This window comes from Siccirubricoccus deserti (assembly GCF_014283215.1).
Classification (GTDB): domain Bacteria; phylum Pseudomonadota; class Alphaproteobacteria; order Acetobacterales; family Acetobacteraceae; genus Siccirubricoccus; species Siccirubricoccus deserti.
Genome location: NZ_JACOMF010000006.1, coordinates 71,890 through 97,244, shown reverse-complemented (window position 1 = coordinate 97,244; position 25,355 = coordinate 71,890). Strand labels below are relative to the sequence as shown.

29 protein-coding genes and 1 other RNA gene are annotated in these 25,355 nt (G+C 71.9%); 7 read left to right on the top strand and 23 right to left on the bottom strand.

All coding sequences use genetic code 11. The features are described from left to right. The first annotated feature begins 30 nt into the window (after positions 1 to 30). On the top strand, positions 31 to 1,125 hold the full coding sequence (locus H7965_RS07590) for an AI-2E family transporter (protein ID WP_186769962.1): 1,095 nt from the start codon (positions 31 to 33) through the stop codon (positions 1,123 to 1,125). 21 nt (positions 1,126 to 1,146) lie between these two features. Here H7965_RS07590 and H7965_RS07585 read toward each other — a convergent pair whose 3' ends face one another. The 17 genes from H7965_RS07585 to H7965_RS07505 form a co-directional block, all read right to left on the bottom strand. Continuing rightward, positions 1,147 to 2,031, bottom strand: coding sequence for a PhzF family phenazine biosynthesis protein (locus H7965_RS07585; protein ID WP_186769961.1), 885 nt, complete (start codon positions 2,029 to 2,031; stop codon positions 1,147 to 1,149). Then, positions 2,028 to 2,858, bottom strand: a complete 831-nt coding sequence (thiD, locus tag H7965_RS07580) for a bifunctional hydroxymethylpyrimidine kinase/phosphomethylpyrimidine kinase (RefSeq protein WP_186769960.1) — start codon at positions 2,856 to 2,858, stop codon at positions 2,028 to 2,030. The genes H7965_RS07585 and thiD overlap by 4 nt, the downstream gene beginning before the upstream one ends. Next, on the bottom strand, positions 2,855 to 4,225 hold the full coding sequence (glmM, locus tag H7965_RS07575; protein WP_261394106.1) for a phosphoglucosamine mutase: 1,371 nt from the start codon (positions 4,223 to 4,225) through the stop codon (positions 2,855 to 2,857). The genes thiD and glmM overlap by 4 nt, the downstream gene beginning before the upstream one ends. A gap of 136 nt (positions 4,226 to 4,361) precedes the next feature. Continuing rightward, the gene (gene folP, locus H7965_RS07570) at positions 4,362 to 5,408 is read right to left on the bottom strand and encodes a dihydropteroate synthase (protein ID WP_186769958.1); all 1,047 of its coding nucleotides are present in this window, start codon (positions 5,406 to 5,408) and stop codon (positions 4,362 to 4,364) included. Between the two features lie 13 nt (positions 5,409 to 5,421). Further along, entirely contained in the window at positions 5,422 to 7,347 is a 1,926-nt protein-coding gene (gene ftsH / locus H7965_RS07565) for an ATP-dependent zinc metalloprotease FtsH (protein ID WP_315898681.1), read from the bottom strand. 86 nt (positions 7,348 to 7,433) lie between these two features. After that, a complete protein-coding gene (gene tilS / locus H7965_RS07560; protein WP_186769956.1) occupies positions 7,434 to 8,735 on the bottom strand; it encodes a tRNA lysidine(34) synthetase TilS in 1,302 nt (433 codons plus the stop codon). A gap of 2 nt (positions 8,736 to 8,737) precedes the next feature. Continuing rightward, positions 8,738 to 9,574, bottom strand: coding sequence for a tol-pal system YbgF family protein (locus tag H7965_RS07555; RefSeq protein ID WP_229682509.1), 837 nt, complete (start codon positions 9,572 to 9,574; stop codon positions 8,738 to 8,740). Between the two features lie 232 nt (positions 9,575 to 9,806). Next, positions 9,807 to 10,289 carry a peptidoglycan-associated lipoprotein Pal gene (pal, locus tag H7965_RS07550; RefSeq protein ID WP_390624557.1) on the bottom strand — a complete coding sequence of 161 codons (483 nt, stop codon included), beginning with the start codon at positions 10,287 to 10,289 and terminating at the stop codon, positions 9,807 to 9,809. A 212-nt stretch (positions 10,290 to 10,501) separates the two neighbouring features. Then, a complete protein-coding gene (tolB, locus tag H7965_RS07545; RefSeq protein ID WP_186769953.1) occupies positions 10,502 to 11,875 on the bottom strand; it encodes a Tol-Pal system beta propeller repeat protein TolB in 1,374 nt (457 codons plus the stop codon). 41 nt (positions 11,876 to 11,916) lie between these two features. Beyond that, positions 11,917 to 12,903 carry a hypothetical protein gene (locus tag H7965_RS07540; protein ID WP_186769952.1) on the bottom strand — a complete coding sequence of 329 codons (987 nt, stop codon included), beginning with the start codon at positions 12,901 to 12,903 and terminating at the stop codon, positions 11,917 to 11,919. Between the two features lie 42 nt (positions 12,904 to 12,945). Next, a complete protein-coding gene (gene tolR / locus H7965_RS07535; protein ID WP_186769951.1) occupies positions 12,946 to 13,482 on the bottom strand; it encodes a protein TolR in 537 nt (178 codons plus the stop codon). A gap of 4 nt (positions 13,483 to 13,486) precedes the next feature. Further along, positions 13,487 to 14,242, bottom strand: coding sequence for a protein TolQ (gene tolQ / locus H7965_RS07530; RefSeq protein WP_186769950.1), 756 nt, complete (start codon positions 14,240 to 14,242; stop codon positions 13,487 to 13,489). Positions 14,243 to 14,322: 80 nt separating this feature from the next. Then, on the bottom strand, positions 14,323 to 14,835 hold the full coding sequence (locus tag H7965_RS07525; protein WP_186769949.1) for a YbgC/FadM family acyl-CoA thioesterase: 513 nt from the start codon (positions 14,833 to 14,835) through the stop codon (positions 14,323 to 14,325). Then, complete coding sequence (ruvB, locus tag H7965_RS07520) at positions 14,832 to 15,875, bottom strand: Holliday junction branch migration DNA helicase RuvB (protein ID WP_390624554.1); 1,044 nt, start codon at positions 15,873 to 15,875, stop codon at positions 14,832 to 14,834. The genes H7965_RS07525 and ruvB overlap by 4 nt, the downstream gene beginning before the upstream one ends. A 166-nt stretch (positions 15,876 to 16,041) precedes the next feature. Beyond that, complete coding sequence (gene ruvA, locus H7965_RS07515) at positions 16,042 to 16,653, bottom strand: Holliday junction branch migration protein RuvA (RefSeq protein ID WP_186769947.1); 612 nt, start codon at positions 16,651 to 16,653, stop codon at positions 16,042 to 16,044. A 58-nt stretch (positions 16,654 to 16,711) separates the two neighbouring features. Continuing rightward, on the bottom strand, positions 16,712 to 17,227 hold the full coding sequence (ruvC, locus tag H7965_RS07510; RefSeq protein WP_268239698.1) for a crossover junction endodeoxyribonuclease RuvC: 516 nt from the start codon (positions 17,225 to 17,227) through the stop codon (positions 16,712 to 16,714). A 5-nt stretch (positions 17,228 to 17,232) separates the two neighbouring features. Next, on the bottom strand, positions 17,233 to 17,982 hold the full coding sequence (locus H7965_RS07505) for a YebC/PmpR family DNA-binding transcriptional regulator (RefSeq protein ID WP_186769946.1): 750 nt from the start codon (positions 17,980 to 17,982) through the stop codon (positions 17,233 to 17,235). A gap of 118 nt (positions 17,983 to 18,100) precedes the next feature. On the opposite strand from H7965_RS07505, the gene H7965_RS07500 reads away from it, so the two are divergent. Then, complete coding sequence (locus tag H7965_RS07500; protein WP_186769945.1) at positions 18,101 to 18,730, top strand: pyridoxamine 5'-phosphate oxidase family protein; 630 nt, start codon at positions 18,101 to 18,103, stop codon at positions 18,728 to 18,730. A gap of 22 nt (positions 18,731 to 18,752) precedes the next feature. On the opposite strand, the gene H7965_RS07495 is transcribed toward H7965_RS07500, so the two are convergent. The 6 genes from H7965_RS07495 to H7965_RS07470 form a co-directional block, all read right to left on the bottom strand. After that, complete coding sequence (locus H7965_RS07495) at positions 18,753 to 18,977, bottom strand: hypothetical protein (protein WP_186769944.1); 225 nt, start codon at positions 18,975 to 18,977, stop codon at positions 18,753 to 18,755. A 123-nt stretch (positions 18,978 to 19,100) separates the two neighbouring features. Then, entirely contained in the window at positions 19,101 to 19,922 is an 822-nt protein-coding gene (locus H7965_RS07490) for a TIGR00282 family metallophosphoesterase (protein ID WP_186769943.1), read from the bottom strand. Positions 19,923 to 19,926: 4 nt separating this feature from the next. Next, positions 19,927 to 20,541, bottom strand: a complete 615-nt coding sequence (locus H7965_RS07485) for a 5-formyltetrahydrofolate cyclo-ligase (RefSeq protein WP_229682510.1) — start codon at positions 20,539 to 20,541, stop codon at positions 19,927 to 19,929. Continuing rightward, a non-coding RNA gene (gene ssrS, locus H7965_RS07480) (6S RNA) lies at positions 20,531 to 20,685 on the bottom strand. Before ssrS ends, H7965_RS07485 begins: the two co-directional genes overlap by 11 nt. Before the next feature lie 170 nt (positions 20,686 to 20,855). Beyond that, on the bottom strand, positions 20,856 to 21,194 hold the full coding sequence (locus H7965_RS07475; protein WP_186769942.1) for a cell division protein ZapA: 339 nt from the start codon (positions 21,192 to 21,194) through the stop codon (positions 20,856 to 20,858). Positions 21,195 to 21,197: 3 nt separating this feature from the next. Continuing rightward, entirely contained in the window at positions 21,198 to 21,443 is a 246-nt protein-coding gene (locus tag H7965_RS07470; protein WP_186769941.1) for a hypothetical protein, read from the bottom strand. A gap of 139 nt (positions 21,444 to 21,582) precedes the next feature. Here H7965_RS07470 and H7965_RS07465 point away from each other — a divergent pair, with 139 nt between their 5' ends. From H7965_RS07465 to H7965_RS07445, 5 genes are all read left to right on the top strand, one after another. Beyond that, on the top strand, positions 21,583 to 21,984 hold the full coding sequence (locus tag H7965_RS07465; RefSeq protein ID WP_186769940.1) for a hypothetical protein: 402 nt from the start codon (positions 21,583 to 21,585) through the stop codon (positions 21,982 to 21,984). A gap of 64 nt (positions 21,985 to 22,048) precedes the next feature. Continuing rightward, the gene (locus H7965_RS07460; protein ID WP_186769939.1) at positions 22,049 to 22,966 is read left to right on the top strand and encodes a class I fructose-bisphosphate aldolase; all 918 of its coding nucleotides are present in this window, start codon (positions 22,049 to 22,051) and stop codon (positions 22,964 to 22,966) included. Between the two features lie 109 nt (positions 22,967 to 23,075). Further along, positions 23,076 to 23,711, top strand: coding sequence for a thiamine phosphate synthase (gene thiE, locus H7965_RS07455; RefSeq protein WP_186769938.1), 636 nt, complete (start codon positions 23,076 to 23,078; stop codon positions 23,709 to 23,711). Between the two features lie 99 nt (positions 23,712 to 23,810). Continuing rightward, the gene (locus H7965_RS07450; protein WP_186769937.1) at positions 23,811 to 24,608 is read left to right on the top strand and encodes a metallophosphoesterase; all 798 of its coding nucleotides are present in this window, start codon (positions 23,811 to 23,813) and stop codon (positions 24,606 to 24,608) included. A gap of 6 nt (positions 24,609 to 24,614) precedes the next feature. After that, a complete protein-coding gene (locus H7965_RS07445) occupies positions 24,615 to 25,340 on the top strand; it encodes an FkbM family methyltransferase (RefSeq protein ID WP_186769936.1) in 726 nt (241 codons plus the stop codon). The last annotated feature ends 15 nt before the right edge of the window (positions 25,341 to 25,355 follow it).

Genomic DNA, 25,355 nt, shown 5'->3' with positions numbered 1-25,355 from the left:
CCCTGCGTGGGTATCCTGGTAGCATATGGAATGCCCGGCCGGCAGGGCCGCCCCTGGCAGCGCGACTGTCTCGCCTGGGAACCGAATGCGCCGCTTGCGGTTCCGTCCTGCGTGACCCGCGCGCATGCCTCCGTCCTCATCCTTCTCGGCATCCTGCTTGCCCTGCTTTGGCTGGCACCGGAGGTGCCGCTGCTCGGCTTCGCGGCCGTGCTGCTCGCGGTGGCGCTGCGGGCGGGGGCTGATCCGCTGGCGCGGCGCACCGGGCTGCCGGGCTGGGCGGCGGTGCTGATCATCGCCGCGCTGGTCGCGCTGGCGATCGGTCTGGCCGGCTGGGCCGCCGCCGGGCCGCTGGCCGAGCAGGCGCGGCAGCTCTCCGCGGAATTGCCGCGGAGTCTGGAGGCGCTGCGCAACCGTATGGCCGGCACCGGCTGGGGCGACTGGCTGCTGCGCCAAGCCGAACCTGGGCAGTTGCTGAGCGGCGGCGGCGGCGCCGATGCCGCGGCCGCTGCCGCCCAGGCAGCCAGTTCCACCCTCGGTGGCCTCGGCAATCTGGTGCTGGTGGTACTGCTCGCGCTTTACCTGGCGGCGCAGCCGGAGCCCTATCTGCGCGGCCTCCGTCAGTTGTTTCATCCGGACCTCGAGCCGCCGGTGGCGGATACGCTGACGGAGGCGGGCACGGCGCTGCGCGGCTGGCTGCTGGGCCAGGCGGTCGGGATGGCCGTGGCCGGGCTATTGACCTGGCTCGGGCTGATGGCGCTCGGCGTGCCGCTGGCCGGGCTGCTGGCGACGATCATCGGGCTGCTGAATTTCATTCCCATCATCGGCCCGCTGATCGGCGCGGTACCGGCGGTGCTGCTGGCGCTGGCCCAGTCGCCGCCCCTCGCCCTCTGGGTGATCGCGCTGGTGGTCGCGGTGCAGACCATCGAGGGAAATTTCCTGACACCGATGGTGCAGTCCCGGACCGCGGACATCCCGCCGGCGCTGCTGCTGCTGGTACAGGTGCTGACCGGGGCGCTGTTCGGGCTGCTCGGCGTGGCGCTGGCGGCGCCGCTGACCGCGCTGGGGCTGGTGCTGGTGCGGCGGGGCTATGTGCAGGAGTGGCTGGGCTGGCCGAAGGAGGAGTGACCCGGACCGAGCGCCGCTGGCCTAAAGCAATGCCTCGCCGCGCAGCACCTGCACGCAGCCGCCACCAACCGTGGCGCGGATGCCCTCGGCGGTCCGCCGCGCCGTCGTCCGCAACAGGCTTGGCCGGCCCATCTCGACGCCCTGGATGATGTCGAGCGCCGCGCTCTCCGCCCCGCTCAGCCGCAGCAGGAAACCGGCCAGCGGCGTCGCCGCGCTGCCGGTCGCCGGATCCTCCCAGGTGCCGGTCAGCGGCGAGAACATCCGTGCCCGCACCGTGGCGCCGTCACGCCGGTAGAGATACAGCGAGAGGAAGCCGCGCAGCGCCGGAACCTCCGCCACCACTCGCCGGAAGGCGGCCAGATCGGGCGCCGCGGCGGCCAGCGCCTCCGCCGTCACCTCCACCAGCAGGCGCGGGTTGCCGCCATCGGCGGCAAGGGTCGGAGCGTGGCGCGCGGTGACGACGCTGGCCGAGGGGATGCTGGCGCAGGCGGCCGCCACTTCGGCCGGCAGCTCCTGCCCCACCGCAAGCGGCTGCGGCGCGGCGATGGCGGTGCCGGTGACCTGGCCGGCGGTGTCGCGCCAGACCTCCACCGTCACCAGCCCGGCGATCTGCTCCAGCCGCAAGCTGCCTGCCTGCCCAGCCTCGGCCAGGACGAAGCCGGTGCCAACACTGGGGTGGCCGGCGAAGGGCATCTCCGCCACCCGGTTGAAGATGCGGACGCGGGCGGTGTTGGCCGGGTCGGCCGGCGGCAGGACGAAGGTGGTCTCGCTGAGATTGAACTCGGCCGCCAGCGCCTGCATCTCGGCGTCGCTCATCCCGCGTGCGTCGGGGAAGACCGCCAGCTGGTTGCCGCCGAAGCGACGGTCGGTGAAGACGTCGAGGGTGACGAAGCGGTAGGCCCTCATCCCAGCGCCTCGATCCGCGCCGGATCCACCGTCACCCCATGGCCGAGCGGCCCATGCCCCTGGCCGAGGCCGGGCGCGGCCAGGATCGCCGCCCGCACATAGGCCCGCGCCCGCGCCACCGCACGCTGCAGCGGCAGGCCGCGCGCCAACCCGGCAGCGATGGCGCTGGCCAGGGTGCAGCCGGTACCATGGGTGTGGCGGGATTCGAGTTTCGCATCCTCGAAGCGGGTGATGCCATCCGGCGTCGCCAGCAGGTCGATGACGCGCGGGCCCTCCAGATGGCCACCCTTCAGCAGCACCGCGCGCACGCCCATGGCCAGCAACGCCTCGGCGGCGCGGCGCATCGCCGCCTCGTCGCGGATCTCAAGCCCGGTCAGGACCTCCGCCTCCGGCAGGTTCGGGGTGATGACGGCGGCGAGCGGCAGCAGCAGCCGCTTCAGTGCCTCCACCGCATCGGGCTGCAGCAAGGCGTGGCCGCCCTTGGCCACCATCACCGGGTCGGCCACCAGCGGCACGCCAGGCGCCTCGGCGGCCAGCGCCTCGCAGACCGCGGCGATGGTCGGGCTGTCGTGCAGCATGCCAGTCTTCAGCGCATCGGCGCCGATGTCGCGCAGCACCACGGCGATCTGCTGGCGGATGAACGCCACCGGGATCGGCAGCACGCCATGCACGCCCAGGGTATTCTGCGCGGTCAGCGCGGTGATCGCCGTCGCGGCATGGCCGCCGAGCGCGGTCACCGCCTTGATGTCGGCCTGGATGCCGGCGCCGCCGCCGGAATCCGAGCCGGCGACGATCAGCACTCGGCCGCGCGGGCCCGGGGTGCTCATGCCGCCGCCCGGATCTGCGCCCGGATCGCCTCGGCCAGCGTCTCCACCGTCTCCTTCACCAGCGCCTCATCCTCGGCCTCGGCCATCACCCGGATGACCGGCTCCGTGCCGCTGGCGCGGATCAGCACCCGGCCGCGCTCGCCGAGCCGGGCCTCATGCGCCGCGATCTCGCGCTGCACCACGGCATCCTCCAGTGGCGAGGCGCCGGCGAAGCGGATGTTCACCAGGCGCTGCGGCAGGGGCTGGAAACGACGGCAGATCTCGCTCGCCGGCCGGTTCTCCTCGACCAGCACCGCCAGCACCTGCAGGGCGCCGATCAGCCCATCCCCCGTGGTGCCGAAATCCGTCATGATGAGGTGGCCGGATTGCTCGCCGCCGAGGTTGCAGCCGGCCTCGCGCATCCGCTCCCCGACATAGCGGTCGCCGACCGCAGTGCGCAGCAGGCCGAGGCCGCGCGATTTCAGCGTGCGTTCCAGCCCCATATTGGACATGACGGTGGCCACCACCGCGCCGCCGCGCAGCCTGCCCTGGGCGTGCCAGGATTCGGCGATCAGCGCCAGGATCTGGTCGCCGTCGATGATGGTGCCCGCCTCATCCACCAGCACCACCCGGTCGGCGTCGCCATCGAGCGCGATGCCGAGGTCGGCGCGGCGTTCCCGCACCAGCTCCGCCAGCCGGGCCGGCTCAGTGGAGCCGACACCGCGATTGATGTTGAAGCCGTCCGGCGCATCGCCGATCGCCACCACCTCGGCCCCCAGCTCCCACAGCACCGTCGGCGCCACCTTGTAGGCGGCGCCATGGGCGCAATCGACGACGACGCGCAGCCCTTCCAGGGTCAGGTGGCGGGGAAAGCTCTGCTTCACCGCCTCGATGTAGCGGCCGCGGGCGTCCTCCATCCGGCTGGCGCGGCCGAGCTTCGAGGGCGCCGCGAGGCCGCTGGTCAGGTCGCCGGCCATCAGCGCCTCGATCTCCAGCTCCTGCGCGTCGGAGAGCTTGAGGCCGTCCGGGCCGAACAGCTTGATGCCATTGTCCTCGTAGAGGTTGTGGCTGGCGCTGATCATCACGCCAAGGTCGGCGCGGAGGCTGCGGGTCAGCAGGGCGATGGCCGGGGTCGGCAGCGGCCCGACCAGCACCACATCCATGCCGGTGCCGATGAAGCCGGCGGTCAGCGCCGGTTCCAGCATGTAGCCGGAGAGGCGGGTATCCTTGCCGATCACCACCCGGTGCCGGTGGGTGCCGCGGTTGAAGATGCGGCCGGCGGCCTGGCCCAGGCGCAGCGCCGTCGCCGCATCCATCGGCGCCCGGTTGGCGGTGCCGCGGATGCCATCCGTGCCGAACAGCCGGCGGCCGGTCGCCGATGTGGGCAGGGGCGTGGCCAGGGGAGTGGGCACGGATGCGGGAGCGTTCATCGGGGCGCCGCTGCGTTCATTGCCGACCGATCATCGGAGGTTGCCGGGTGGATTGAGTAGCGCCAGCGGACTGCCAGGTCCATCAACACGGCGGTCAGGCTTGCATTTTCGCAACGGAATTCGTGGTGGCCGCCAGCCAGACCCGCAGCGCCTGCACCGTCTCCGCCACGTCATGCACCCTGAGGATGGCGGCGCCGCGGGCGGTGGCGGCCAGGGCGGCGGCCAGGCTGGGGGCGAGACGCTTCCCGGCCTCCGCCACCCCGCCCAGCCGGCCGAGCGAGGCCTTGCGGGAGGCGCCGACCAGAATTGGACAACCCAGCCCGGCCAGCAGCGGCAGCCGGTCGAGCAGCATCAGGTTATGCGCCAGGGTCTTGCCGAAGCCGATGCCAGGATCCATCGCCACCCGCTCCGGCGGCAGGCCGAGCGCCTGTATTCGATCGCGCAGGAAGTATAGCACCTCCAGCGCCACATCGGCGTAGCGGGGATCGGCCTGCATGGTCCGTGGATCGGTGCCCAGCATATGCATCAGCACCACCGAAGCGCCGGCCTCGGCCACCACCCGCGGGGCGTCCGGATCATGGCGCAGCGCGGCGATGTCGTTGATGATGCTGGCACCAGCGGCCAGCGCCGCTGCCATGGTGGCGGCATTGCGGGTGTCGATGGAGACCGGTGCCAGCGGAGCCAAAGCACGCACCACCGGCAGGATGCGGCGGATCTCCTCCTCGGGCGCCACCGGCGCGGCGCCCGGGCGGGTGCTCTCGCCACCGATGTCGAGGATGTCCGCCCCGGCCTCCAACAACGCCCGGCCGCGGAGGATCGCCGCCTCCGCCTCGACCCCGTCGCCGGAGAAGCTGTCGGGCGTGACATTGACGATGCCCATGACCAGCGGCCCGCCCGGCAGGCGCGGGACGAGGCCGGCGAAGCGCGGCAGCGCGGCGGTGATGGGGGGCAGCAGCGCCTGCCATTCCGGCGGGATGGCGGTCACCGGCACCACGCCGCGATCGGCGCCGCCCTCGATCAACCGGGTCAGCAGGAAGCCGGCCGGTCCGCCCTGGAAGGGCAGCGCCTGACCGCTGCGGATGGAAGCGAAAGCCGCCGGGCCCGTCACCAGGCCCAGCGGCTCCAGAATGCGCTCCGGCATCGAAGCGGTCGGGTCAGGTCCCCGGCGCGGGCGCCGGGTTGAGCCCGCCAGGGTTCGGCCGCGGGGTGCGGCCGCTGCTCGGCACGCTGCCGCGCCCCTGCGGCACCGGCTCATCCGGCCGGTCACGCACGATCGGCTCGCCGCGGATGATCTGCCGGATCTCGTCGCCGGAGATGGTCTCGTGCTCCAGCAGCCCCTTGGCCAGCAGGTGCAGCTCGTCGATGTGCTCCGACAGCAGCTGCTTCGAGCGGGCATAGGCCTCGTCGATGATTCTCCGGATTTCGCCATCGATCTGGCGGGCGGTTTCTTCGGAAAGATTCTTCGACTGGGTGACGCTGTGGCCCAGGAAGACCTCCTGGCTGTTCTCGCCATAGGCGATCATGCCGAGCTTCTCGCTCATGCCCCATTCGGTGATCATCCGCCGGGCCTGGTCGGTCGCCATCTTGATGTCGCCCGAGGCGCCGTTGGAAACCTTGTCCGGGCCAAAGATCAGCTCCTCGGCAACCCGGCCACCCATGGCCATGGCGAGTTCGGACAGCAGCTTCGACTTGTGCTTGGAGTACCGGTCGCCTTCCGGCAGCGACATCACAAGGCCGAGGGCGCGGCCACGCGGGATGATCGTCGCCTTATGCACCGGGTCGCACTCCGGCAGCTTCATGGCGCAGAGGGCGTGGCCTGCCTCGTGATAGGCGGTCATCCGCTTCTCATCCTCGGACATGACCAGGGAGCGCCGCTCGGCGCCCATCAGCACCTTGTCCTTGGCCTGCTCGAACTCATGCATGCCGACGGTGCGGCGGCCGGTGCGGGCGGCCAGCAGCGCCGCCTCGTTCACCAGATTGGCCAGATCGGCGCCGGAGAAGCCCGGGGTGCCGCGGGCGATCACCTTCGGATCGACGTCCGAGGCCAGCGGGACCTTGCGCATGTGGACGCGCAGGATCTTCTCCCGGCCCATCACATCCGGGTTGGGCACCACCACCTGGCGGTCGAAGCGGCCGGGGCGCAGCAGCGCCGGGTCCAGCACGTCCGGCCGGTTGGTCGCGGCGATCAGAATGACGCCCTCGTTGCTCTCGAAGCCGTCCATCTCGACCAGCATCTGGTTGAGGGTCTGCTCCCGCTCGTCATTGCCGCCGCCGAGGCCGGCGCCGCGGTGGCGGCCCACCGCGTCGATCTCGTCGATGAAGATGATGCAGGGGGCATTCTTCTTGCCCTGCTCGAACATATCCCTCACCCGGGACGCGCCGACGCCGACGAACATCTCGACGAAGTCGGAGCCCGAGATGGTGAAGAAGGGCACGTTCGCCTCACCCGCAATTGCGCGGGCCAGCAGCGTCTTGCCGGTGCCCGGCGGGCCGACCAGCAGGCAGCCCTTCGGGATCTTGCCGCCAAGGCGCTGGAATTTCTGCGGGTCACGCAGGAATTCGACGATCTCCTCCAGCTCGCCCTTGGCCTCGTCGATGCCGGCCACGTCCTCGAAGGTGACGCGGCCCTGCTTCTCGGTCAGCAGCCGGGCACGGGACTTGCCGAAGCCCATGGCGCGGCCGCCGCCCGACTGCATCTGGCGCATGAAGAAGACCCAGACGCCGATCAGCAGCAGCATCGGGAACCAGCTGAGCAGGTAGTGGAACAGCGGGTTGACGTCGCTCTCCTCCGGCCGCGCCACGACGCGGACGCCCTTCTCGGTCAGCCGGCCGACCAGGTTGGGATCCTCGGGCGTATAGGTCTGGAAGGTGCGGCCATCCGAAAGTTGGCCGGTCACGATGCGCCCCTGGATCACGACATCGCGCACATGGCCCGCGCCGACCTCGTTCAGGAAGTCCGAATAGGCCACCTGCTGCGCCCCGCGCTGGCCGGAGCCACTCGGCTGGAACAGGTTGAACAGCGCCACCAGCAGCAGAGCCACGATCACCCAAAGCGCCAGGTTGCGGCCGAAATTGTTCACCGATGCATTTCCCGTTTCCGCCATGGCAGCGCCGGGCCCGTCCCGGCATGCCACGCAACTCTGGGCACGATGCCCTTTATCCTGTCCTACCCAGATAGGGATGCTGGTGGCGACAGGGAATGGTTCAGTTCGAAAGCGCGCAATTCCCGTCCGGCGGCTGCCGGAGCGAGAACGATGGCAAAGCGCGCCGAGCCCTCGGCGTCAGGATAGAACAGCGCAGGCACGGCGACCAGCGTGCCGTGCCGCCGGATGGCCGGAAGTGTCGCGAGCACCACCGCCGGCAGCCCCGGAGCCGCGTGACGGAGCCGCGCCGCCGCCGCCACGCCGAGGGCGCCCAGGCTGCATTCGGCGTCGCCCGGGCCGGTCAGCCGGAATCGCCCGTCCCAGACCGCGTTCCGCCGCGCCGGCACCGGCGGCCCCACCGCCGCGGGTTCCCGCAGCAGCCGGGCGGTGCCGCCCGCGGGCGCGGCCTGCAGCCAGGCGCCGGCCAGGGTGCCATGGCCCTGCCGCAGCAGGCCCGCGACCGCCGCGGCCGGTGGCGGAAAGCCGCGGCCGCCGATGCAGGAGAGCAGCGTTGCCAACGCAGCCAGCGCCACCCGGTCCCGGCCCAACGCCCGGAGATCGAGCTCGGCATGGCCCTCTGGCCGGAGCACCGCCGCCGCCGCCAGCCGATCGGCGACCGCCGACTCCAGCCGTCGGCGCCGGGTGGCGAAGGCGGCGGCGGCCTCGGCCAGCGCCGCGACCGCCGGACCGGTGCCGCCCGGATCCCCCAGCACCTGCCGCAGCCGCGGTCGGGCGAAGCGCGGGTCGGCATTGCTCGGGTCGCGCACCGGCGTCAGCCCGGCCGCCCGCACCACCGCCTCCAGCCGGGCCGGCGGGATGCCGAGCAGCGGCCGCAGCACCAGCGCCTCGGCGGTCGCCAGCGCCGGGGCCATGCCCGCCAGCCCGGCCGGGCCGCTGCCGCGCAACGCCCGGAACAGCAGGGTCTCCGCCTGATCGGCCCGGTGGTGGCCGAGCAGCAGCCAGGGCACCCCGGCCTCCCGGCAGGCGTCCCGCAGCGCTCCGTGGCGCGCCGCCCTGGCCCGGGCCTGCACCCCGGCGCCGGGCGGCAGGCCCAGCCACAGCAGCCTCGCCGCGATCCCGCGTCCGGCGAGTTGGGCAATGACGCCCGCAGCCTCCGCGGCGCTTTCCGGCCGCAGCCCGTGGTCCACGACCAGTGCCAGCAGGCTGCCGCCGCGCGCCCGCGCCCAACCATCCGCCAGCAGCGCCAGCGCGAGGCTGTGCGGCCCGCCGGAGACGCCGGCGGCGATGCGGGGCTGCCGGCCGAAGGGCCCGAGCGGCGCCATTAGCGCCGCGAATTCCGCCGCGGAGACCGGCTCCGCGATCATTGCTACCGGCAGCCGGCCCGGCGCCGGGCCTCGGCCACGCGATCCGCCTGGGCACCGCGCAGATTGGGGAAATTGCTCCGCAGGTCGTCCAGCGTGTCGCAGGCCTCCCGACGGTTGCCGAGGCTCTGGAAGGCACCGGCCAGGCCGAGCAGGGCCTCTGGTGCACGCGGGCCGGTGCGGCTGCGCGTGAAGGCCTCGTTATAGGCCAGGGCCGCATTGGCGAAGTCCCGCTTGCCGCTGAGCGCGTCACCCAGCAGCAGCTGCGCATCGACGGTGCGCGGGCTGCCGCGGGCCGCCAGCACCTCGCGCGCCGCCGCCTCGGCCGCGGCATAGTCGCGGCGGCCGAGCGCCGCCTGCCCATCGGCGATCGCCCGCTCCGGCGGCCGGGCGGCCGGGCGGGGTGCGGCGACAGGCGGCGGCGCCGCGGCCGGCGCGGATCGTGGCGGAGTGGCGCCCGGGCTGCCCTGGCCTTCCAGCTGCTGCAGACGGAAGTCGAGGTCGCCCTGCAGCTTCTCGACCTGCTGACCGAGCTGGCGGTTGCGGAATTCGCTCTCCTCCAGCCGGCCGCGTTGGAGGCGCACCTCCTCCTCCAGCCGCGCCACGCGGTCGAGCAGCGCGCCGACCATCTCGCCCTGCGGCCCGGCGGCACGCGGCGCCGGGGCGGGCGGCGCGACACTGCCGCCGCCGCGGCGGAGCTGATCCAGTTCCTGCCGCAGCTGAAGGATCTGGTTCTGCAGGTAGATGCCCTCGCGGCTCTCGGCCTGGGCGAAGGCGGTCCCCGGCGCGGCAAGGGCCAGCAGCAGGGGAAGAAGGCGAAGGGCGGCGGGCACGCGTCGCATCAATCGGGCTCCGATCCGGCCGGATCAGCCTGCCGCGGACCGGGATCGGCCGGGGCGTGGCGCCGGTCGCGCTTCGATAGCACCGGATCCGCCGCCGCCCCACCGGCGGGCGGCGTCGTTCCGGTCATGTGAATTGCAGCCCGGCGCCCGGCATGACCCCGGAGCGCCTGCTGCCCGGGGTTCCGCACCCCGGCCCTGCCATCCCGCGGAGGTTGCCCCCGCCGGGATGGCGTCAGCGTACCACGGTGACGGCGCGGCGGTTCTGCGCCCAGGCATCTTCGGTCGAGCCGAGCGCCGCCGGGCGGTCCTTGCCATAGGAGATGGTGGAGACGCGGGCGCTGGCGACGCCGCCGGCCACCAGCACGTCGCGTGCCGCATTGGCGCGGCGCTGGCCGAGCGCCAGGTTGTACTCGCGGGTGCCGCGCTCATCGGCGTGGCCTTCGACCTGCACGGTCACCGCCGGGTAACGCTGCATCCAAGCCACCTGCCGCTCCAGCACCGAGCGCTGGTCGGCACGAATGGTCGAGCGGTCGGTGTCGAAGAAGACGCGGTCGCTGCCGGCGGTCGCGATCAGGTCTTCCTGGCTGCCCGGGCGCGCGCCGACGCCGCCGGTCGTGGCGTTGCCGACGCCGGTATTGGCGCTATCGGTTGTCGATGATTCGCAGGCCCCCAGCAGCGCGACCACGGCGATCACGCCGAACAGCTTCGCGTTCAACATCCTCTCGATCCTTCTGTCTTGCAGCATGCGGCTGCGGAATTACGTCGCGGGCGGTACAACCCGAAGCAGAGAGGGTCAAGCAAACTGGGCAACATCGTGGCATTTCTGCACATCGTCTGTCATGGCTGGTTTGCTTGTCCGCTGCGCTGCAGCAAAACCTCGACCCTACAGGGGCTTACCGCATCAATCACGAATTCCTGCCATTCATGTCAGGCAAGTAACGGCGACCAGGCAGGGTCGGAGGCATCGGTCGGGGTGACGATCTGCCGCTCGTTGAAGCCGGCGATGTCGATGCTGGAGAGTCGCGCCGAATAGCCGTTGCCGCGAGCATCCCGCGCCGGGGTTTCCCGGTAGTACATCATGACCCTGCCGTTCGGCGCGAAGGTCGGGCCTTCCATGCCCCAGCCTTCGGACAGGATCCGCTCGCCCGAGCCATCCGGCCGCATCACCCCGATGGCGAATTGGCCGGAAGCGATGCGGGTGAAGGCAATCAAATCACCGCGCGGCGACCAGACAGGCGTGGCGTAGCGGCCGCGGCCGAAGGAGATCCGCCGCACGCCGCCGCCGCCGGCATCCATTACGTAAAGCTGCTGGTCGCCGCCGCGGTCGGAGTTGAAGACGATCTGCGAGCCGTCCGGCGAGTAGCAGGGCGACACATCCAGCCCACCGCCGGAGGTAAGCTGCCGCTCCCGCCGCGAGCCCATGTCCACCACATAAATATTCGCGTCATTGCCACGGGTGGAGGAGAGAATGACACTGCGGCCATCCGGCGAGAACCGCGGCGAGAGAGTCATGCCGCGAAAATTCCCCAGCACCTCCTGCCGTCCGCTGTCCAGGCTGAACAGATAGACCCGCGGCTCGTTACGGAAATACGACATGAAGGCGATCTGCTGCGCATTCGGATGGAAGCGCGGGGTCAGCACCTGGAAGCTGCCGTCGGTCAGGAAGCGATGGTTCTCGCCATCCTGGTCCATGATGGCAAGGCGGCGCACCCGACGGTCGCGCGGGCCGCTTTCGGCCACATAGACCACGCGGGTGTCGAAATACCCCTTCTCGCCCAGCAGCCGCTCATAGATCACATCCGAGATCAGATGGCCGATGCGCCGCCAATTGGCGGTGGAGGCGGTCAGCAGCGTGCCTTCCAGCTGGGCCTCCGGCAGCACGTCCCACAGCCGGAATTCGACCCGCAGGCTACCGCCCTGGTCCAGCACCCGGCCGGTGACCAGCGCCTGCGCGCCGATGACCCGCCAGTCCTGGAAGCGCGGCGTCTGCGCCGCGGCCTCCGCGGTCTGGATGAAGGCGGCGCGGTCGACCGGGCGGAACAGGCCCGAGTTGCGCAGGTTGTTCACGATCACCCGGGCGATGTCGCGGCCATAGCGCGCGGCATCGCCGCCGGCGGCGAAATCCGGCACCGCGATCGGGATCGGGTCGGTGCGGGCACGGGTGATGTCGACCACCGAGCTCTGCGTCTGCTGCGCCGCCGCCTGCCAGCCGCCGAGCGCCGGCAGGGTCGCGGCCATGCCACCGAACAGCGCCGCCCGGCGCGACAGCAACGCTTGCATCGCCTTGTCCCTGGAGGTCATGCGGCAGATCCTTCCTCTTTCGTCATCGGCGCAGCGCCTGGTCAGCGCAGGCCAAGGTCGCGCGGATTGAAGCGGAACACGGTGTCACGCAGCGCCGCCAGGCGTTCCCGTGGCAGCGGCAGCGGATTGCAGCGCGGGTCGAGCAAGGCGCGACGCGCCGCTTCATACACCGAACGCGCGCGTGGGTCGCTCGGCACCGCGCCGTTCGAGGTGACGTTACGCACCACGCCGCCACCATCGACCACGACGCGGAGCTCGACGACCACCTCGCGCACGCCGACACCGCCGCCGTCGACGCTCCAGCATTCGCTGATCTTGTCGGCCAGCCCGGCCTTCTCCCCGGCGGAGAGCGCGGCGGTGCCGGTCGGCGTGCCGCCGCCCTGCCGCGGCGCGCCTGCCTGCGGTGTCGGCCGGGCCCGCGGCGCCTCGGTCTGGCGCTGCGCGTTGCGCAGGTTCTCGAGCGTATTGAGCACGCTGCGGCTGCGCTCCTGCGGCCGCTGCACCGGCGGCGTCTGGCCGGTGCCGGCCTGCTGGCTCGGGGTCGGCGGCGGCGGCACCGGGGTGGGCGGCGTCGGCCGCGGCGGCTCGGGCCGGGGCGGCGCCGGGCTCGGCGGCTCGGGCCGTGGTTGCGGCTGGGCCTGCGGCTGCGGCGGCCGGGGTGGAGGCGGCGGCAATGGCAGGGGGGAGGGCTCCGGCGGCGGCGCAGGCGGGGTCGGCCGCGCCTGCGCCTGCTGCTGCGGCACCGGCGGCGGGGCCGGCGCGGGCGGCGGCGGCGGCGGGGTCGGGATCGCCTCCTGCTGCGGGGCCGGCGCCGGCGGCTCGGGCCGCGGCGGCTGCGGCGCGCTGGCCGGCGCCGGCACCGGCGCCGGCTGCTCGCCCTGGGCCTGCTCGGCCGGCGCCGCACTGACGATCTCGACCGGGACGGCCTGCTCCTCCGGCTCGCGCAGCGGGCGCGGCAGGCCGAAGATCAGGCCGAGCACCAGGGCGGCGACGTGCACCGCCGCCGACACCCCGCCCCAGAAGCGCATCCCCCGTGTCCGCATCACCGCGCCCTTGCGCGACTCCCGTTGCTAGCCGCGCGGCGCCTGGCCACGCTGTTGAGGCGGCTGCGACCTGCCGGCGGGGGAACCGGCAGGCTGCGGCTGGTTGGCCTGCGGTCCGGCCGCTCGGGGCGCGCCCGGCTGCTCCGCGAGCAGCGCCACGCGGGAGAAGCCGCCGGCGCTGATGGTGCCCATCACTTCCATGACCCGGCCATAGCTGATGGCCCGGTCGCCGCGGACGAAGATCCGCCGCTCCGGCGCGCCTTGCGGCTGATTGGCGGCAATCGCCTGCAGCTGCGCCACCAGCCCTTCCAGCGGCACCTCGGTCTCCTGCAGGAAGATGCTGCCCTCGGGGTTCACCGTGATGGTGATCGGCTCATTGTCCTGGTTGAGCGCGCTGGCCTGGGTCTTCGGCAGATCGACCGGCACGCCCACCGTCATCAGCGGCGCCGCCACCATGAAGATGATGAGCAGCACCAGCATCACATCGACCAGCGGCGTGACGTTGATCTCGGCCAGCGGCCGGTAGCGGCCGCGGGACTTGCCGTTGTTGAGGGAGGCGGCCACCCTTCTACTCCGCGATCGCCGGGCTGCGCGCCTCGGTGCCGATGACCGCGGTCTCGGTCTGCCGCGACAGGATGGCGCCGAACTCCGAGGCGAAGCCCTCCAGCCTTGCGGCGAAGCGCGCCAGGTCGGAGCTGATCTTGTTGTAGGCCAGCACCGCCGGGATGGCGGCGACCAGGCCGATGGCGGTGGCGAACAGCGCCTCGGCGATGCCCGGCGCCACCACGGCAAGGTTGGTGTTCTGCATGCCGGCGATGGCGGCGAAGCTGTTCATGATGCCCCAAACCGTGCCGAACAGCCCGATGAAGGGCGCGACCGAGCCGACCGAGGCGAGAAAGATCATCCAGCGCTCCAGCCGCTCCATCTCCCGCTGGACGGTCACCGCCATGGTCCGGTCGATGCGCTCGCGCAGCCCGTTGGCGATGAGGTCGGAGCCGGCCAGGCGCTGGGCGCTGCGGCGCCATTCGCGCATGGCGGCGACGAAGACCGCAGCCATTGGATGGGAGGGTTGGTCGCCTTCCTTGCGGTACAGCTCATCCAGGCTGCCGCCGGACCAGAAGGCATCCTCGAAGGCATCGGCGGCGCGGTTGGCGCGGCGGATGCTGCTGACCTTCTCAAAAACGATGGCCCAGACCCAGACGCTGGCGAGCAGCAGCCCGAGCATCACCAGCTTCACCACCCAGTCGGCCTGCAGGAACAGCCCCCAGAGCGAGAGGTCGTTCGCCGCATTGCCCAAAGCCGTTGCCGTCACGCTGCGGTCCACCGCTCAATCTCCTGTCCACTCTGGCCCGCGATCATGTCCGATCGAAGGCGGCCGCGCCGTCCGGCACGGGCCAACCATGCTCACACGCGCTCCCCAGGCACGCCCCCCGGCGTATCCCCGCGCGCCGCGCCAAGGGCCGACCGCCAGGGTTCCGGAATCCGCCTCGGCCGCAGCGCCTGCCGGTCCAGGCAGGCCAGCTCGACGCGCAGCGCCGCCAGCGGCGCCTCCTCGATCCTTGTCCCGTCCTGCCGCAGCACGCGCTGGTCTAGCGTCAGGGTGACGCCCTTCACGGCAATCACCCGGGTCTCGACCAGGATCGCATCATCGAGTCGGGCGGGGCGCCAATACTCCACTTCGATGCGCCGCACCACGAGTATCGAATTGTGAAGTTCGATCATCATCTGATGCGGCAAGCCAATGGCCCGCAAGGATTCCGTCCGGGCCCGCTCCGCCCAGCGCAGATAATTGGCGTGATAGGCCATGCCGCCGGCGTCGGTATCCTCGAAATAGACCCGCAGCGAGTACTGGTGCACCGGGCCGTCCGGTGCCTGGGCGAGCGGGCGCGGCCTGTTCGGGCCTCTGGGTGCGCTCATTGGTCCCGCCCCCCGTTCGAGAGCAGGTCGGGCTGGATGGCGAAGCCGGCGGGCGGGGTCATGCCCAGGTGGCGCCAGCCCGGTTCGCCCAGCACCCGGCCGCGCGGGGTGCGCATCACCAGGCCCTCCTGGATGAGGTAGGGCTCGATCACATCCTCGATGGTATCGCGCGCCTCGGCCAGCGCCGCCGCCAGGGTCTCGACGCCGACCGGGCCGCCATTGTGAAATTCGGCGATGCGGCGAAGGTAGCGGCGGTCCATGGCATCGAGGCCGAGCCGGTCCACCTCCAGCCGCGCCAGCGCGCCATCGGCCATGGCACGATCGGCCGGGACCCCGGCGACCATGGCGAAGTCGCGCACCCGGCGCAGCAGCCGGCCGGCGATGCGCGGCGTGCCGCGGGAGCGGTTGGCGATCTCCCGCGCGCCATCCTCGGCCAGTTGGAAGCCGAGCTTCTGGGCGCCGCGGCGGACGATCTGGTACAATTCCTCGGGCGTGTAGAATTGCAGGCGCAACGGGATGCCGAAGCGGTCGCGCAAGGGTGTGGCCAGCAGCCCGGCCCGGGTGGTGGCGCCGACCAGGGTGAAGGGCGGCAGGTCGATGCGCACGGTGCGCGCCGCCGGCCCCTCGCCGATGATGAGGTCGAGTTGGAAATCCTCCATCGCCGGATAGAGGGTTTCCTCAAGCGCCGGCTGCAGGCGGTGGATCTCGTCGACGAACAGCACGTCGCGCGGTTGCAGATTGGTCAGGATGGCGGCGAGGTCGCCGGCGCGCTGCAAAATCGGTCCGCTGGTGGCGCGGAACCCTACCCCGAGTTCGCGCGCGACGATTTGCGCCAGGGTGGTCTTGCCGAGGCCGGGGGGACCATGGAGCAAGACGTGATCAAGCGCCTCGCCCCGGCCGCGCGCCGCCTGGATGAAGATGGCGAGGTTTTCGCGCAGGGTCTTCTGGCCGGTGAAGTCGTCGAGGGTCTGCGGCCGGAGGGTCGCTTCCGCGGCATCCTCCTCGGTGCGGTCCGGGGCGGTGATGCGGTCGTCGGTCATGGGCATGCGGCCACAAGGGTGCGCCGGCGCCGCGGCCTAGCGTCATCCCCCAGCTCGGTCCGGGGATCAGTCGCGAGGCGCGCCTCGGGGTGGATGCCCAGGTCAAGCCCGGGCATGACGGAGCGAGCGGACAGGGCGGAGGCGGCGGGCAGGCCGGGATGGCGCCTCATCGCGCCAGCTCCTTCAGGCTGTCGCGGATCAGGCTTTCCAGCACCGCGCCCTCGCCCAGCCGCGCCTTGGCCCGGCTCACCGCCGCCTGCGCCTCGGGCCGCTTCCAGCCAAGGTTGATCAGTGCGGAGACCGCATCCGCCTCGGCCCCGGGTGGCGGCGCGGCACCCGGTGCGGCCGGCAGGGCGATGCCCGAGGCCGGCTGGATGCCGCCGGCCCAGTCGCGCAGCTCGGTCACCAGCCGGTCGGCCAGCCGGGGGCCGACGCCATTGGCCTGGCGCAGCCCGGCGCGGTCGGCGGCGCGCACCGCGCCGGCCAGCTCCTCCGGCCCGAAGGCCGAGAGGATGTCGAGCGCGACCTTCGGCCCGACCCCCTGGATCGACGTCAGCTTGGTGAAGGTGTCGCGTTCCTGCGCCGTGGCGAAGCCGAACAGCACGATGGCGTCCTGCCGCACATGCGTCTCGACCAGCACCCGGGCCGCCTGCGGGGCGTCGCGCAGCCGGTCGAGCGTCTTCGTCGAGCAGGACAGCAGGTAGCCGACGCCGTTCACGTCGAGGATGCAGCCGCCCTCATGCAGGCTGTCGAGCTTGCCGGTGAGTTTCCCGATCATGCCGCCCTCCAATGGCCGGAGGACCCGAAGGAGGCGGCGGGCTGGATCGGCGGGCCATTCATGCCGGCACGTAGCCTCGCGCAAAGGCCAGCTTCGTGCCGCGGTGATGCGCGTGGCAGATCGCCACGGCCAGCGCATCCGCCGCATCGGCGCGGCGGATCGTGGCGCCTGGCAGCAGCCGGCGGACCATTGCCTCGACCTGCGCCTTCTCGGCATGGCCGGTGCCGACCACCGCACGCTTCACCTCCATCGCCTGGTATTCGGCCACGGGGATGCCGTGCAGCGCCGGCGCCAGCAGCACCACGCCGCGCGCCTGGCCGAGCTTCAGCGCCGCGCCCGGGTTCTTGTTGACATAGGTGTGCTCCACCGCCGCCTCATCCGGCTGCCAATCCGTCAGCAGCGCCACCAGCGCGCGGTGCAGGGTGGAAAGCCGTTCAGCCAGCGGCTGGTCGGCGGCGGTGGAGATCACCCCGTCGCCCAGGTGGCGCAGCCGGCTGCCCGCACTCTCCACCATCCCCCAGCCGGTGTGCTGCAGGCCGGGATCGAGGCCGAGCAGGCGGACGGCGCCAATCACCGCGCTCAGGCCGACAGCTTCTGCGAGACGGCGTCGGAGACCTCGAAATTGGCGTAGACGTTCTGCACGTCGTCGCTCTCGTCCAGCCGGTCCAGCAGCTTTAGGACCTCGCGCGCCTTCTCCTCGTCGAGCTCGACGAGGACATTCGGCACCCATTCGATCTTGGCGCTCTCGGGGCTGCCGAACTTCGCCTCCATGGCGTCCCGCACGGCGAAGAAATCCTCCGGCGCGCAGGTCACCTCATGGCCTTCCTCGTCGCTCTCGACATCCTGCGCGCCGGCCTCGATGGCGGCCTCCAGGATCTCCTCCTCCTTGCCGGGCAGGCCGGGGAACCACAGCACGCCGCGGCGCTCGAACTGGAAGGACACGCTGTTGGTCTCGCCAAGCGCGCCGCCATGCTTGGCGAAGGCGCTGCGGATGTCGCCCGCGGTGCGGTTGCGGTTGTCGGTCAGCGCCTCGACGATGATGGCGACGCCGTTCGGGCCATAGCCTTCGTAGCGCACCTCCTGGTAGTCCTCGCCCTGGCCGGCGGTGCTGGCCCGCTTGATGGCGCGGTCGATGGTGTCCCGCGTCATATTGGCTATGAGCGCGGCCTTCACCGCGGCACGCAGCCGCGGGTTCATCGCCGGGTCGGGCAACCCCAGCTTGGCGGAGACGGTGATTTCGCGGATCAGCTTGCCGAAGGCCTGGGCCTTCTTGGCACCCTGGGCCGCCTTGCGGTGCATGATGTTCTTGGCGTGGGAATGGCCGGCCATGGCCGGTGGCTCCGGTAACTTAAGATTGCGGGTGAGGAAGGGCTTATACCCGCATGAAGGGCAGGACGCCACCGCAAGGCTTGCAGCCTCGCCCCTGGTCCTGTCAGGCTGGCCTCCCATGGACGCCCTGACCCCTGCCGATCCCTTCGCCGTCACCACCCTGGAACAGCTCGGGGCGATCTATGATCCGCCGCGGGAGCTGGTGCTGAAGAAGGTGGCGCCAAAGCTCGAGCCCAAGTCCAAGGCCTTCATCGCCGCCTCGCCCTTCGCCATACTGGCGACCTGCGGCGGCAACGGGCCGCATGCCACCCCGCGCGGCGACGCGCCCGGCTTCATCGTGCCGCTGGACGACCAGACCCTGGCCCTGCCCGACCGCCGCGGCAACAACCGGCTGGACGGGCTGCGGGACATACTGGAGAACCCGGAGGTCGCGCTGCTGTTCCTCATCCCCGGCGTCGGCGAGACGCTGCGGATCAACGGCACCGCCCGGCTGACCGCCGACCCGGCGCTGCGGGACCGCTTCCTCGCCCAGGGCAAGCCGCCCGCCACCGTGCTGCTGGTCACGGTGCGGGAGGTCTACATGCAATGCGCCAAGGCGATCATGCGATCGAAGCTATGGGGCGGACGGGAACGGCCGGCGGCGGTACCAAGCATGGGCGCGCTGCTCGCCGCCCATACCGGCGGGCTGGTCGAGGTCGCCAGCTATGACGCCGAGGCGCCGCAACGGCTGCTGGACACCATGTACTGACCCTTCGGCCTCTCCCGGGCACCTACTGCCCGGCCTGGCGGGCCTGCGGCGCCTGTCCTGCTGGCATGCCCTGTACCCGCTGCTGCTGCGGGGCCGGCGTGCCGCGGTTGCGCCCGGCCTCGCGGCGCCGGGCGGTCTCGTCACGCGCCATGGCATCGCGCATGACGCCCTCGTAGCTCAACCCGCAGGCAGCACCGCCCAGCACGGATGCGCCCGGCGGAATACGCACGGCATTTCCGCGGTACATGCGAAACTTCCCCGTCGCTGCTACCGGCGATGGTGCCCGAGCGCGCCATGACACGTGCATGAAAAAAGGCGCCGCGGCAGGGAAAGTCGCGCGGCTGTGAAGCAACCGGACGCGGGTTGCGCCTCAGCCCTCCGGCATGGCCTGGGACAGCCTCCCGCCAAGCCGCAGCGGCTCAATCCGCCTGGCCAGGCCGGTCGTGTCATCCGTTTCGACAAAAACGCCGCAGAGTGTCGCCGCCCCCTCCGCCGGGGCCAGCTTCTCGCCCGGCATCTTGCGCCAGAAGCGCAGCGCGGCGCCGCCCTTCTGCATGCCGATGACGCTGTCGTAGTCGCCACACATCCCGGCATCGGTCATGTAGGCGGTGCCGCCAGGCAGGATCTGGTGGTCGGCCGAGGGGGTATGGGTATGGGTGCCCACCACCAGGCTCACCATGCCGTCGAAGCTGTGGCCAAAGGCGTATTTCTCCGAACTGGCCTCGGCATGCACGTCGATGACGGCGGCCTGCAGGGTGCCGCCGGGGCCCATGCGGTGCTTCGCCAGCTCGGCCTGCACGGCGCGGAACGGGTCGTCCAGCGCATCCATGAACAGCCGGCCCATGACGTTGATCACCAGGGCGCGGCGGCCGCCCGCCACGGTGGCCACGAAGGCGCCATGCCCAGGGGTGCCGGGCGGGAAATTCGCCGGCCGGATCACCCGCGGCTCGGTCTCCAGATAGGGGATGATCTCCTTGCGGTCCCAGGCATGGTTGCCGAGGGTGATCACATCCGCCCCGGCGGCGAAGAAGGCCCGCGCCATGTCGGGGGCGAGGCCGAAGCCGTGCGAGGCATTCTCGCCATTCACCACGACGAGGTCGGCGGCGAGCCGGGCGCGCAGCCCGGGCAGGCCGGCGGTCAGCGCATCGCGCCCGGAACGGCCGACGACATCGCCAAGGAACAGGATTCTCACGCGCTCAGGCTCCGCACAGGATGACGCCGGCCTCGGTGGCGATGCGCGGCAGCCGATAATCCGTCGGCCCGGCCGGCACCTCCGGCATCTCCTGCGCCGTGAAGCCGCAGCCGATCGCCGTGGCGCCGGGCAGATCCGGCAGGGTCCGGTCGTAATAGCCGCCGCCATAGCCGAGCCGCCGGCCGGCGCGGTCGAAGGCGAGCAACGGCACCAGCAGCCAGTCCGGCGCAACCAACTCACCCGCCGCCGGCTGGCGCGTGCCCATGGGGCCGGCGGCCAGCGCCTCGCCGAAGCGCCAGCGGCGGAAGCTCAGTGGCTGGCCCCGCTTCGGCGTCACCGGCAGCGCCAGGGCGTGGCTGCGGCCCTCGAGCGCCTGAAGCAGGGGGCGGATGTCGATCTCGGTGCCCATCGGCCAGAAACCGGCGACCACGGCACCGGGCGGCGGCGGGCAATCCACCAGCACATGCGCGGCCAGCGCCGCGGCATCCGCCGCGCTGCGGGCCGGATCGCGGCTGGCGCGGCGGGACAGCGCGAGGCTGCGCGCCTCCGCTTTGCGCTCCCGCAGGAGCGCGGCATCGAAGGCGGCAGCATCTGGGGAAGCAGGAGAGCGCGGAACCACCACAGCCGTTGGCCTATCATCCTCCCAAGGCCTGCGTGAGCAGGTGGGCACCGGATACCCGGACCAAGATCCGGACAGCGCCAGTTCCCGGAGGATGCTTATTGGCCCTGGGGATGAATTGCCTGACGCACCGGGCAGAACCGCCAGACCCATATAGGGGCGCGGCGGACCGGCTGCCAGGGGGCGCCATGGGCCGGATGGCCCCGCGCTCGCGCCCGGCCCGGACCGCCGCAGCGGCTTCCGTTCGCCCTGGCTCACGGAAACCGGCCCGGTCTCTTGTTCGGGCGAGCGGATTACTCCGACCGGAGTTTGCCCTAGCTCCGGTCAAGGGTTTGCGCCAAGCCTTCGATCCGCTCGGCGATCCGCCCCAGCCGCTCCGCCAGCAGCGGGTCGCCGGCGGGCGACGCGGCGAGCCCGGCCGGTGCGCCGGTGCGCAGCCGGGTGGTTTCGGACCGCAGGTCGCCGACCTCATCCGCCAGCAGCAACGCCACATGCAGCAGCATGCGGGATTCGGAAAATTGCCCGCCCATGGCGCGGATCAGCTTCACCTTCTCCTCGATCTGCGCGATCAGCTCGCCGACGTGCTGCTCCTCGCCATCCTTGCAGCCGATGGTGTGCTGATAGCCGTTGACCCGGACCGTGACCTGACCCACCCGCTACTCCTCCTCGCCCGCGGCCTCGCCGCGAAGCTCATCGTGCAGCACGCCGCGCAGTCGGCCGATGGTGGCGTCCAGCCGTTCCGCCAGCGCCGCGACCTCGGCCCGCGGCACGCTATCCTCACTGCCTTGTGCACTGCCGGGCGGCCGGACCAGCGCCAGCGACAGCGCTTCCGCCAGCCGCTCCACCGCCATCTCCAGCCGCATCGCCGCCTGCACCACCGGATCCCCTGCGCCGTCGCTCATGCCGCCGTTCATGCCGCTCCTGGCCGGAAACCCAGGCTGGGGGCCGCGCTGGACGCGGGCTTTCCGGCATGCTGCAAGGCTTCGCATGCAGGGTGGGCCGGGTCAACGCTTGCCGGGAAACCAGGATACACCGCCCGCCGTGGTGGTGCACGGCCTGGCCGAGGCGGTGGCGGCGCTGGCGCTCGCCGGGCCGCGCGGCGTGGCGCTGCTCTCAGCGCGGGGCGCGGCGGGCAGCCTGGGGCCGGCCTGGTTCCTGGCGCTGGTGGCGCGGGCCACGGCGGCGCAGCCGGGCGTGCCGTACCGGGCGATCCTCGATTGCGCCGATGCGCCCGGTCAGGCGCTGGCGGCGCTGCGCGCCGGCCTCGGCTGGCTGGTGCTCGACCCCACCTGCCCCGGCTTCGCCGCGGTGGCCGCCGCGGCGGCGGAGGTCGGCGCCGTGATCCTCCCCGCCCCTCCGCCGGCGCTCGACCTCGGGCGACTGGACCTGCGCCGGGCGGGCGGGCGCAACAAGCTCGCGGGATGGCTCGCCGCCGCCCGGTGACATCGGCGCGGCCCCGCGCTACACGGCGACAACACAGAACCCGATGCCAGGAAAGGGCTCCCTGATGAAGCTGACGCCGAAGGTGCAGGAGATTCTCTCCTGGTACGAAAGCGACAACCCGGGGACCAAGGCCAACCTCGCCCGCATCCTGATGGAGGGGAAGCTGGGCGGCACCGGCCGCATGGTGATCCTGCCGGTCGACCAGGGCTTCGAGCACGGCCCGGCCCGCAGCTTCGCGCCCAACCCCGCCGCCTATGACCCGCGCTACCATTTCGAGTTGGCGATCGAGGCCGGGCTGAACGCCTATGCCGCGCCGCTCGGCATGATCGAGGCCGGCGCCGCCAGCTTCGCCGGCGCCATCCCGACCATCCTGAAGGTCAACAGCAGCAACAGCCTGTCCACCACCAAGGACCAGGCCGTGACCGGCAGCGTCAGCGACGCGCTGCGACTGGGCTGCTCGGCGATCGGCTTCACCATCTACCCGAGCAGCGAATACCAGTTCGAGATGATGGAAGAGCTGCGCGAGATGGCCGAGGAGGCCAAGGCCGCCGGCCTCGCCGTGGTGGTGTGGAGCTATCCGCGCGGCCCGATGCTGGACAAGACCGGCGAGACCGCGCTCGACATCTGCGCCTATGCCGCGCACATGGCGGCGCTGCTCGGCGCCCACATCATCAAGGTGAAGCCGCCGACCGAGGCGATCAGCCTCGACGCCGCGAAGAAGACCTATGAGAAGCAGCCGGTGGCGGGGATCGACACCCTGGCCGGCCGCATCGCCCATGTGGTCCAGGCCTGCTTCAACGGCCGCCGGCTGGTGGTGTTCTCGGGCGGCGAGGCCGGCACCACCCAAGCGATGGTCGATATGGCGAAGGGCATCCACCAGGGCGGCGGCAACGGCAGCATCATCGGCCGCAACACCTTCCAGCGGCCGAAGGCCGAGGCGCTGGCGCTGCTGGAGAGCATCATCGGCGTCTACAAGAGTTGAGATCCTGCACCGGCTGCCGCCCAAGGCGGCAGCCGGTGGCTAGGGCCGCAGCCCTGACGCCCTACGCCGACCGCTTCCCAAACCGGTCCCCAGGCGCGAGATAGCCGGCATGGAAGATCCCTGCCGCCTCTACCTCGTCACCCCGCCCGTGCTGCCGCCGGGCTTTGCCGACCACTTGGCCGCCGCGCTCGATGCCGGCGATGTCGGCTGCCTGCAACTCCGGCTGAAGGATGCGCCGCGCGACGCGGTGCAACGGGCGATCGAGGCGCTGATGCCCATCGCCCAGGCGCGCGACGTTGCCTTCCTGCTGAACGATGACGCCGCCCTGGCAGCCGAAATGGGCTGCGACGGCGCCCATCTCGGCCAGCAGGACGGTGACCATGCCGGGGCGCGCCGGCTGCTGAAGGGGCGGATCCTCGGCATCACCTGCCACGACAACCGCCACCTGGCGATGCAGGCCGGCGAGCTGGGGGCCGATTACGTCGCCTTCGGCGCCTTCTTCCCGACCACGACCAAGGAGGCGACGCATCGCGCTCCGGTCGAACTGCTGGAATGGTGGTCGGAGGTCTTCACCGTGCCGAGCGTCGCCATCGGCGGCATCACCGCCGCCAATTGCGGGCCGCTGGTGCGGGCAGGGGCGGATTTCATTGCCGTGGTGGGCGCGGTGTGGAACCACCCGGAGGGACCCGCCGCCGGGGTGCGGGCGATGAACGCCGCCATCGCAGAGGCTGCTGACGGAGCTTGAATTCGGAACCGCCGGCGGCTTCACCGCCGCCCGCTTCGGAGGCAATCCGACGGTTTGGGGTGGCATGGTGGCGGCCTGGCAAGGCAGGATCATCGCCCGATGAGCTTCACCCCCGGCCCCTGGATCACCGCCCCCACCGAAACCGCCGGCGAGACCCTCTTCGCCATCGGCGATGTCCACGGCTGCGTGAAGCAGCTTGCGCTGATGCTGGATGGCATCGCCGGGCTGGCCCGGAACACGGCGGCGCCGCGGCTGGTCTTCCTCGGCGACTTGGTGGACCGCGGGCCGGACAGCATCGGCGCGCTGCGCCGCTGGGCCGAGGACCAGCCCGCCCCCGGCATCCCCCGCGTCGACCGGCTGATGGGCAACCACGAGCAGCTCATGCTGCTGGCGGAGGACGAGGCGGTGCGGGCGCTGTGGCTCTCGCTCAGCGGCGACACCATGCTGGCGGAGCTGCGCACCGCCGCCAGCCGGCCAGCGGCGGCGCCCGACGCCACGCTGCTGCGCCAGGCGCTGGGCGAGGCGGTGATGGGCCGGCTGCAGGCGCTGCGCTCGCATCTGGCGGTGGGAAACCTGCTCTTCGTCCATGCCGGCCTCGACCCGACGCAGGATGCGGCAGCCTTCCTGACGCTGCCCTGGGACAATCTGGCGGCGCGGCCGAGGCACTGGGCCTGGATTACCGGTGGTTTCCTCGACTGGGCCGGCGGCTTCGGCGGGCGGATCGTGGTGCATGGCCACACGCCGCCGAAGAAGCAGCACGGCTTCACCGGGCTCGACGACCCGCATGTGCTGCATCAGGACCGTCTGAACCTCGATGGCGGCAGCGCCGTCACCGGCATTGTCGCCGGGGCGCAGATCGAGACCGGGCGCTACCGCGTGCTGCGGGCCACGGCCTGACGCCGCATGGACGAGCTCGGCTTCCACCGGACCCTGCACCGGCCAGGCACGCTGCTCGACGTCGGCGCGCATGACGGCGCCTTCACCCTGCCCTTCGCCACCCTCCCTGCCTCCCGCGTGCTGGCCTTCGAGCCGCTGCCGGCCGCCTTCGCCCGGCTGCGCGCGGCGGTCGGCGCGGCGCCGAACGTGACCCTGCGGCAGGAGGCGCTGGGCGACGCAACCGGCGAGATCGACCTTCGCATCCCGGTGGTGGATGGCGTGGCGAACGAGCAATGGGCGAGCACCGCCAAGGGCTACGCCGGCCATGGCCCGCGCGTCGCCGAGCGGCGCCTCGCCGTGCCGCTGCGCCGGCTGGACGAATTCGCCCTGACCGACCTCACCGCGGTGAAGCTGGACGCCGAAGGGGCGGAGTACGAGGTGCTGCGCGGCGCGGCGGAGACGCTGCGGCGCTGCCGGCCGGTGCTCTCGATCGAGATCGAGGAACGCCACCGCCCCGGCAGCACCCGCAACGTGCCGGCCTTCCTTGACGCGCTCGGCTATGACGGCTTCTGGGAATCCTGGGGCAGGTGGCGGCCGATGGCCGAGTTCGACCCGGCCACCATGCAGGTCGCCAGCCCCGACCCGACGGTCTTCGCCGCCTCCGATCCCTATGTCTTCATCTTCTACTTCCTGCCGCGGGAACAGGCGCCGGCGATGCTGGACCGGTTGCGGAAGGCCGAGGCCGGCGGCTGAACCGCCCCCCGGCCC

Excerpts from the sequence above, each read along its gene's own strand:
- H7965_RS07590 (WP_186769962.1), top strand. The coding sequence starts at position 31 with ATGCCCGGCCGGCAGGGCCGCCCCTGGCAGCGCGACTGTCTCGCCTGG.
- H7965_RS07585 (WP_186769961.1), bottom strand. The coding sequence starts at position 2,031 with ATGAGGGCCTACCGCTTCGTCACCCTCGACGTCTTCACCGACCGTCGC.
- thiD (WP_186769960.1), bottom strand. The coding sequence starts at position 2,858 with ATGAGCACCCCGGGCCCGCGCGGCCGAGTGCTGATCGTCGCCGGCTCG.
- folP (WP_186769958.1), bottom strand. The coding sequence starts at position 5,408 with ATGCCGGAGCGCATTCTGGAGCCGCTGGGCCTGGTGACGGGCCCGGCG.
- tilS (WP_186769956.1), bottom strand. The coding sequence starts at position 8,735 with ATGATCGCGGAGCCGGTCTCCGCGGCGGAATTCGCGGCGCTAATGGCG.
- H7965_RS07555 (WP_229682509.1), bottom strand. The coding sequence starts at position 9,574 with ATGCGACGCGTGCCCGCCGCCCTTCGCCTTCTTCCCCTGCTGCTGGCC.
- tolB (WP_186769953.1), bottom strand. The coding sequence starts at position 11,875 with ATGACCTCCAGGGACAAGGCGATGCAAGCGTTGCTGTCGCGCCGGGCG.
- H7965_RS07540 (WP_186769952.1), bottom strand. The coding sequence starts at position 12,903 with ATGCGCTTCTGGGGCGGGGTGTCGGCGGCGGTGCACGTCGCCGCCCTG.
- H7965_RS07525 (WP_186769949.1), bottom strand. The coding sequence starts at position 14,835 with ATGAGCGCACCCAGAGGCCCGAACAGGCCGCGCCCGCTCGCCCAGGCA.
- ruvB (WP_390624554.1), bottom strand. The coding sequence starts at position 15,875 with ATGACCGACGACCGCATCACCGCCCCGGACCGCACCGAGGAGGATGCC.
- ruvA (WP_186769947.1), bottom strand. The coding sequence starts at position 16,653 with ATGATCGGGAAACTCACCGGCAAGCTCGACAGCCTGCATGAGGGCGGC.
- H7965_RS07505 (WP_186769946.1), bottom strand. The coding sequence starts at position 17,982 with ATGGCCGGCCATTCCCACGCCAAGAACATCATGCACCGCAAGGCGGCC.
- H7965_RS07500 (WP_186769945.1), top strand. The coding sequence starts at position 18,101 with ATGGACGCCCTGACCCCTGCCGATCCCTTCGCCGTCACCACCCTGGAA.
- H7965_RS07495 (WP_186769944.1), bottom strand. The coding sequence starts at position 18,977 with ATGTACCGCGGAAATGCCGTGCGTATTCCGCCGGGCGCATCCGTGCTG.
- H7965_RS07470 (WP_186769941.1), bottom strand. The coding sequence starts at position 21,443 with ATGAGCGACGGCGCAGGGGATCCGGTGGTGCAGGCGGCGATGCGGCTG.
- H7965_RS07460 (WP_186769939.1), top strand. The coding sequence starts at position 22,049 with ATGAAGCTGACGCCGAAGGTGCAGGAGATTCTCTCCTGGTACGAAAGC.
- thiE (WP_186769938.1), top strand. The coding sequence starts at position 23,076 with ATGGAAGATCCCTGCCGCCTCTACCTCGTCACCCCGCCCGTGCTGCCG.
- H7965_RS07450 (WP_186769937.1), top strand. The coding sequence starts at position 23,811 with ATGAGCTTCACCCCCGGCCCCTGGATCACCGCCCCCACCGAAACCGCC.
- H7965_RS07445 (WP_186769936.1), top strand. The coding sequence starts at position 24,615 with ATGGACGAGCTCGGCTTCCACCGGACCCTGCACCGGCCAGGCACGCTG.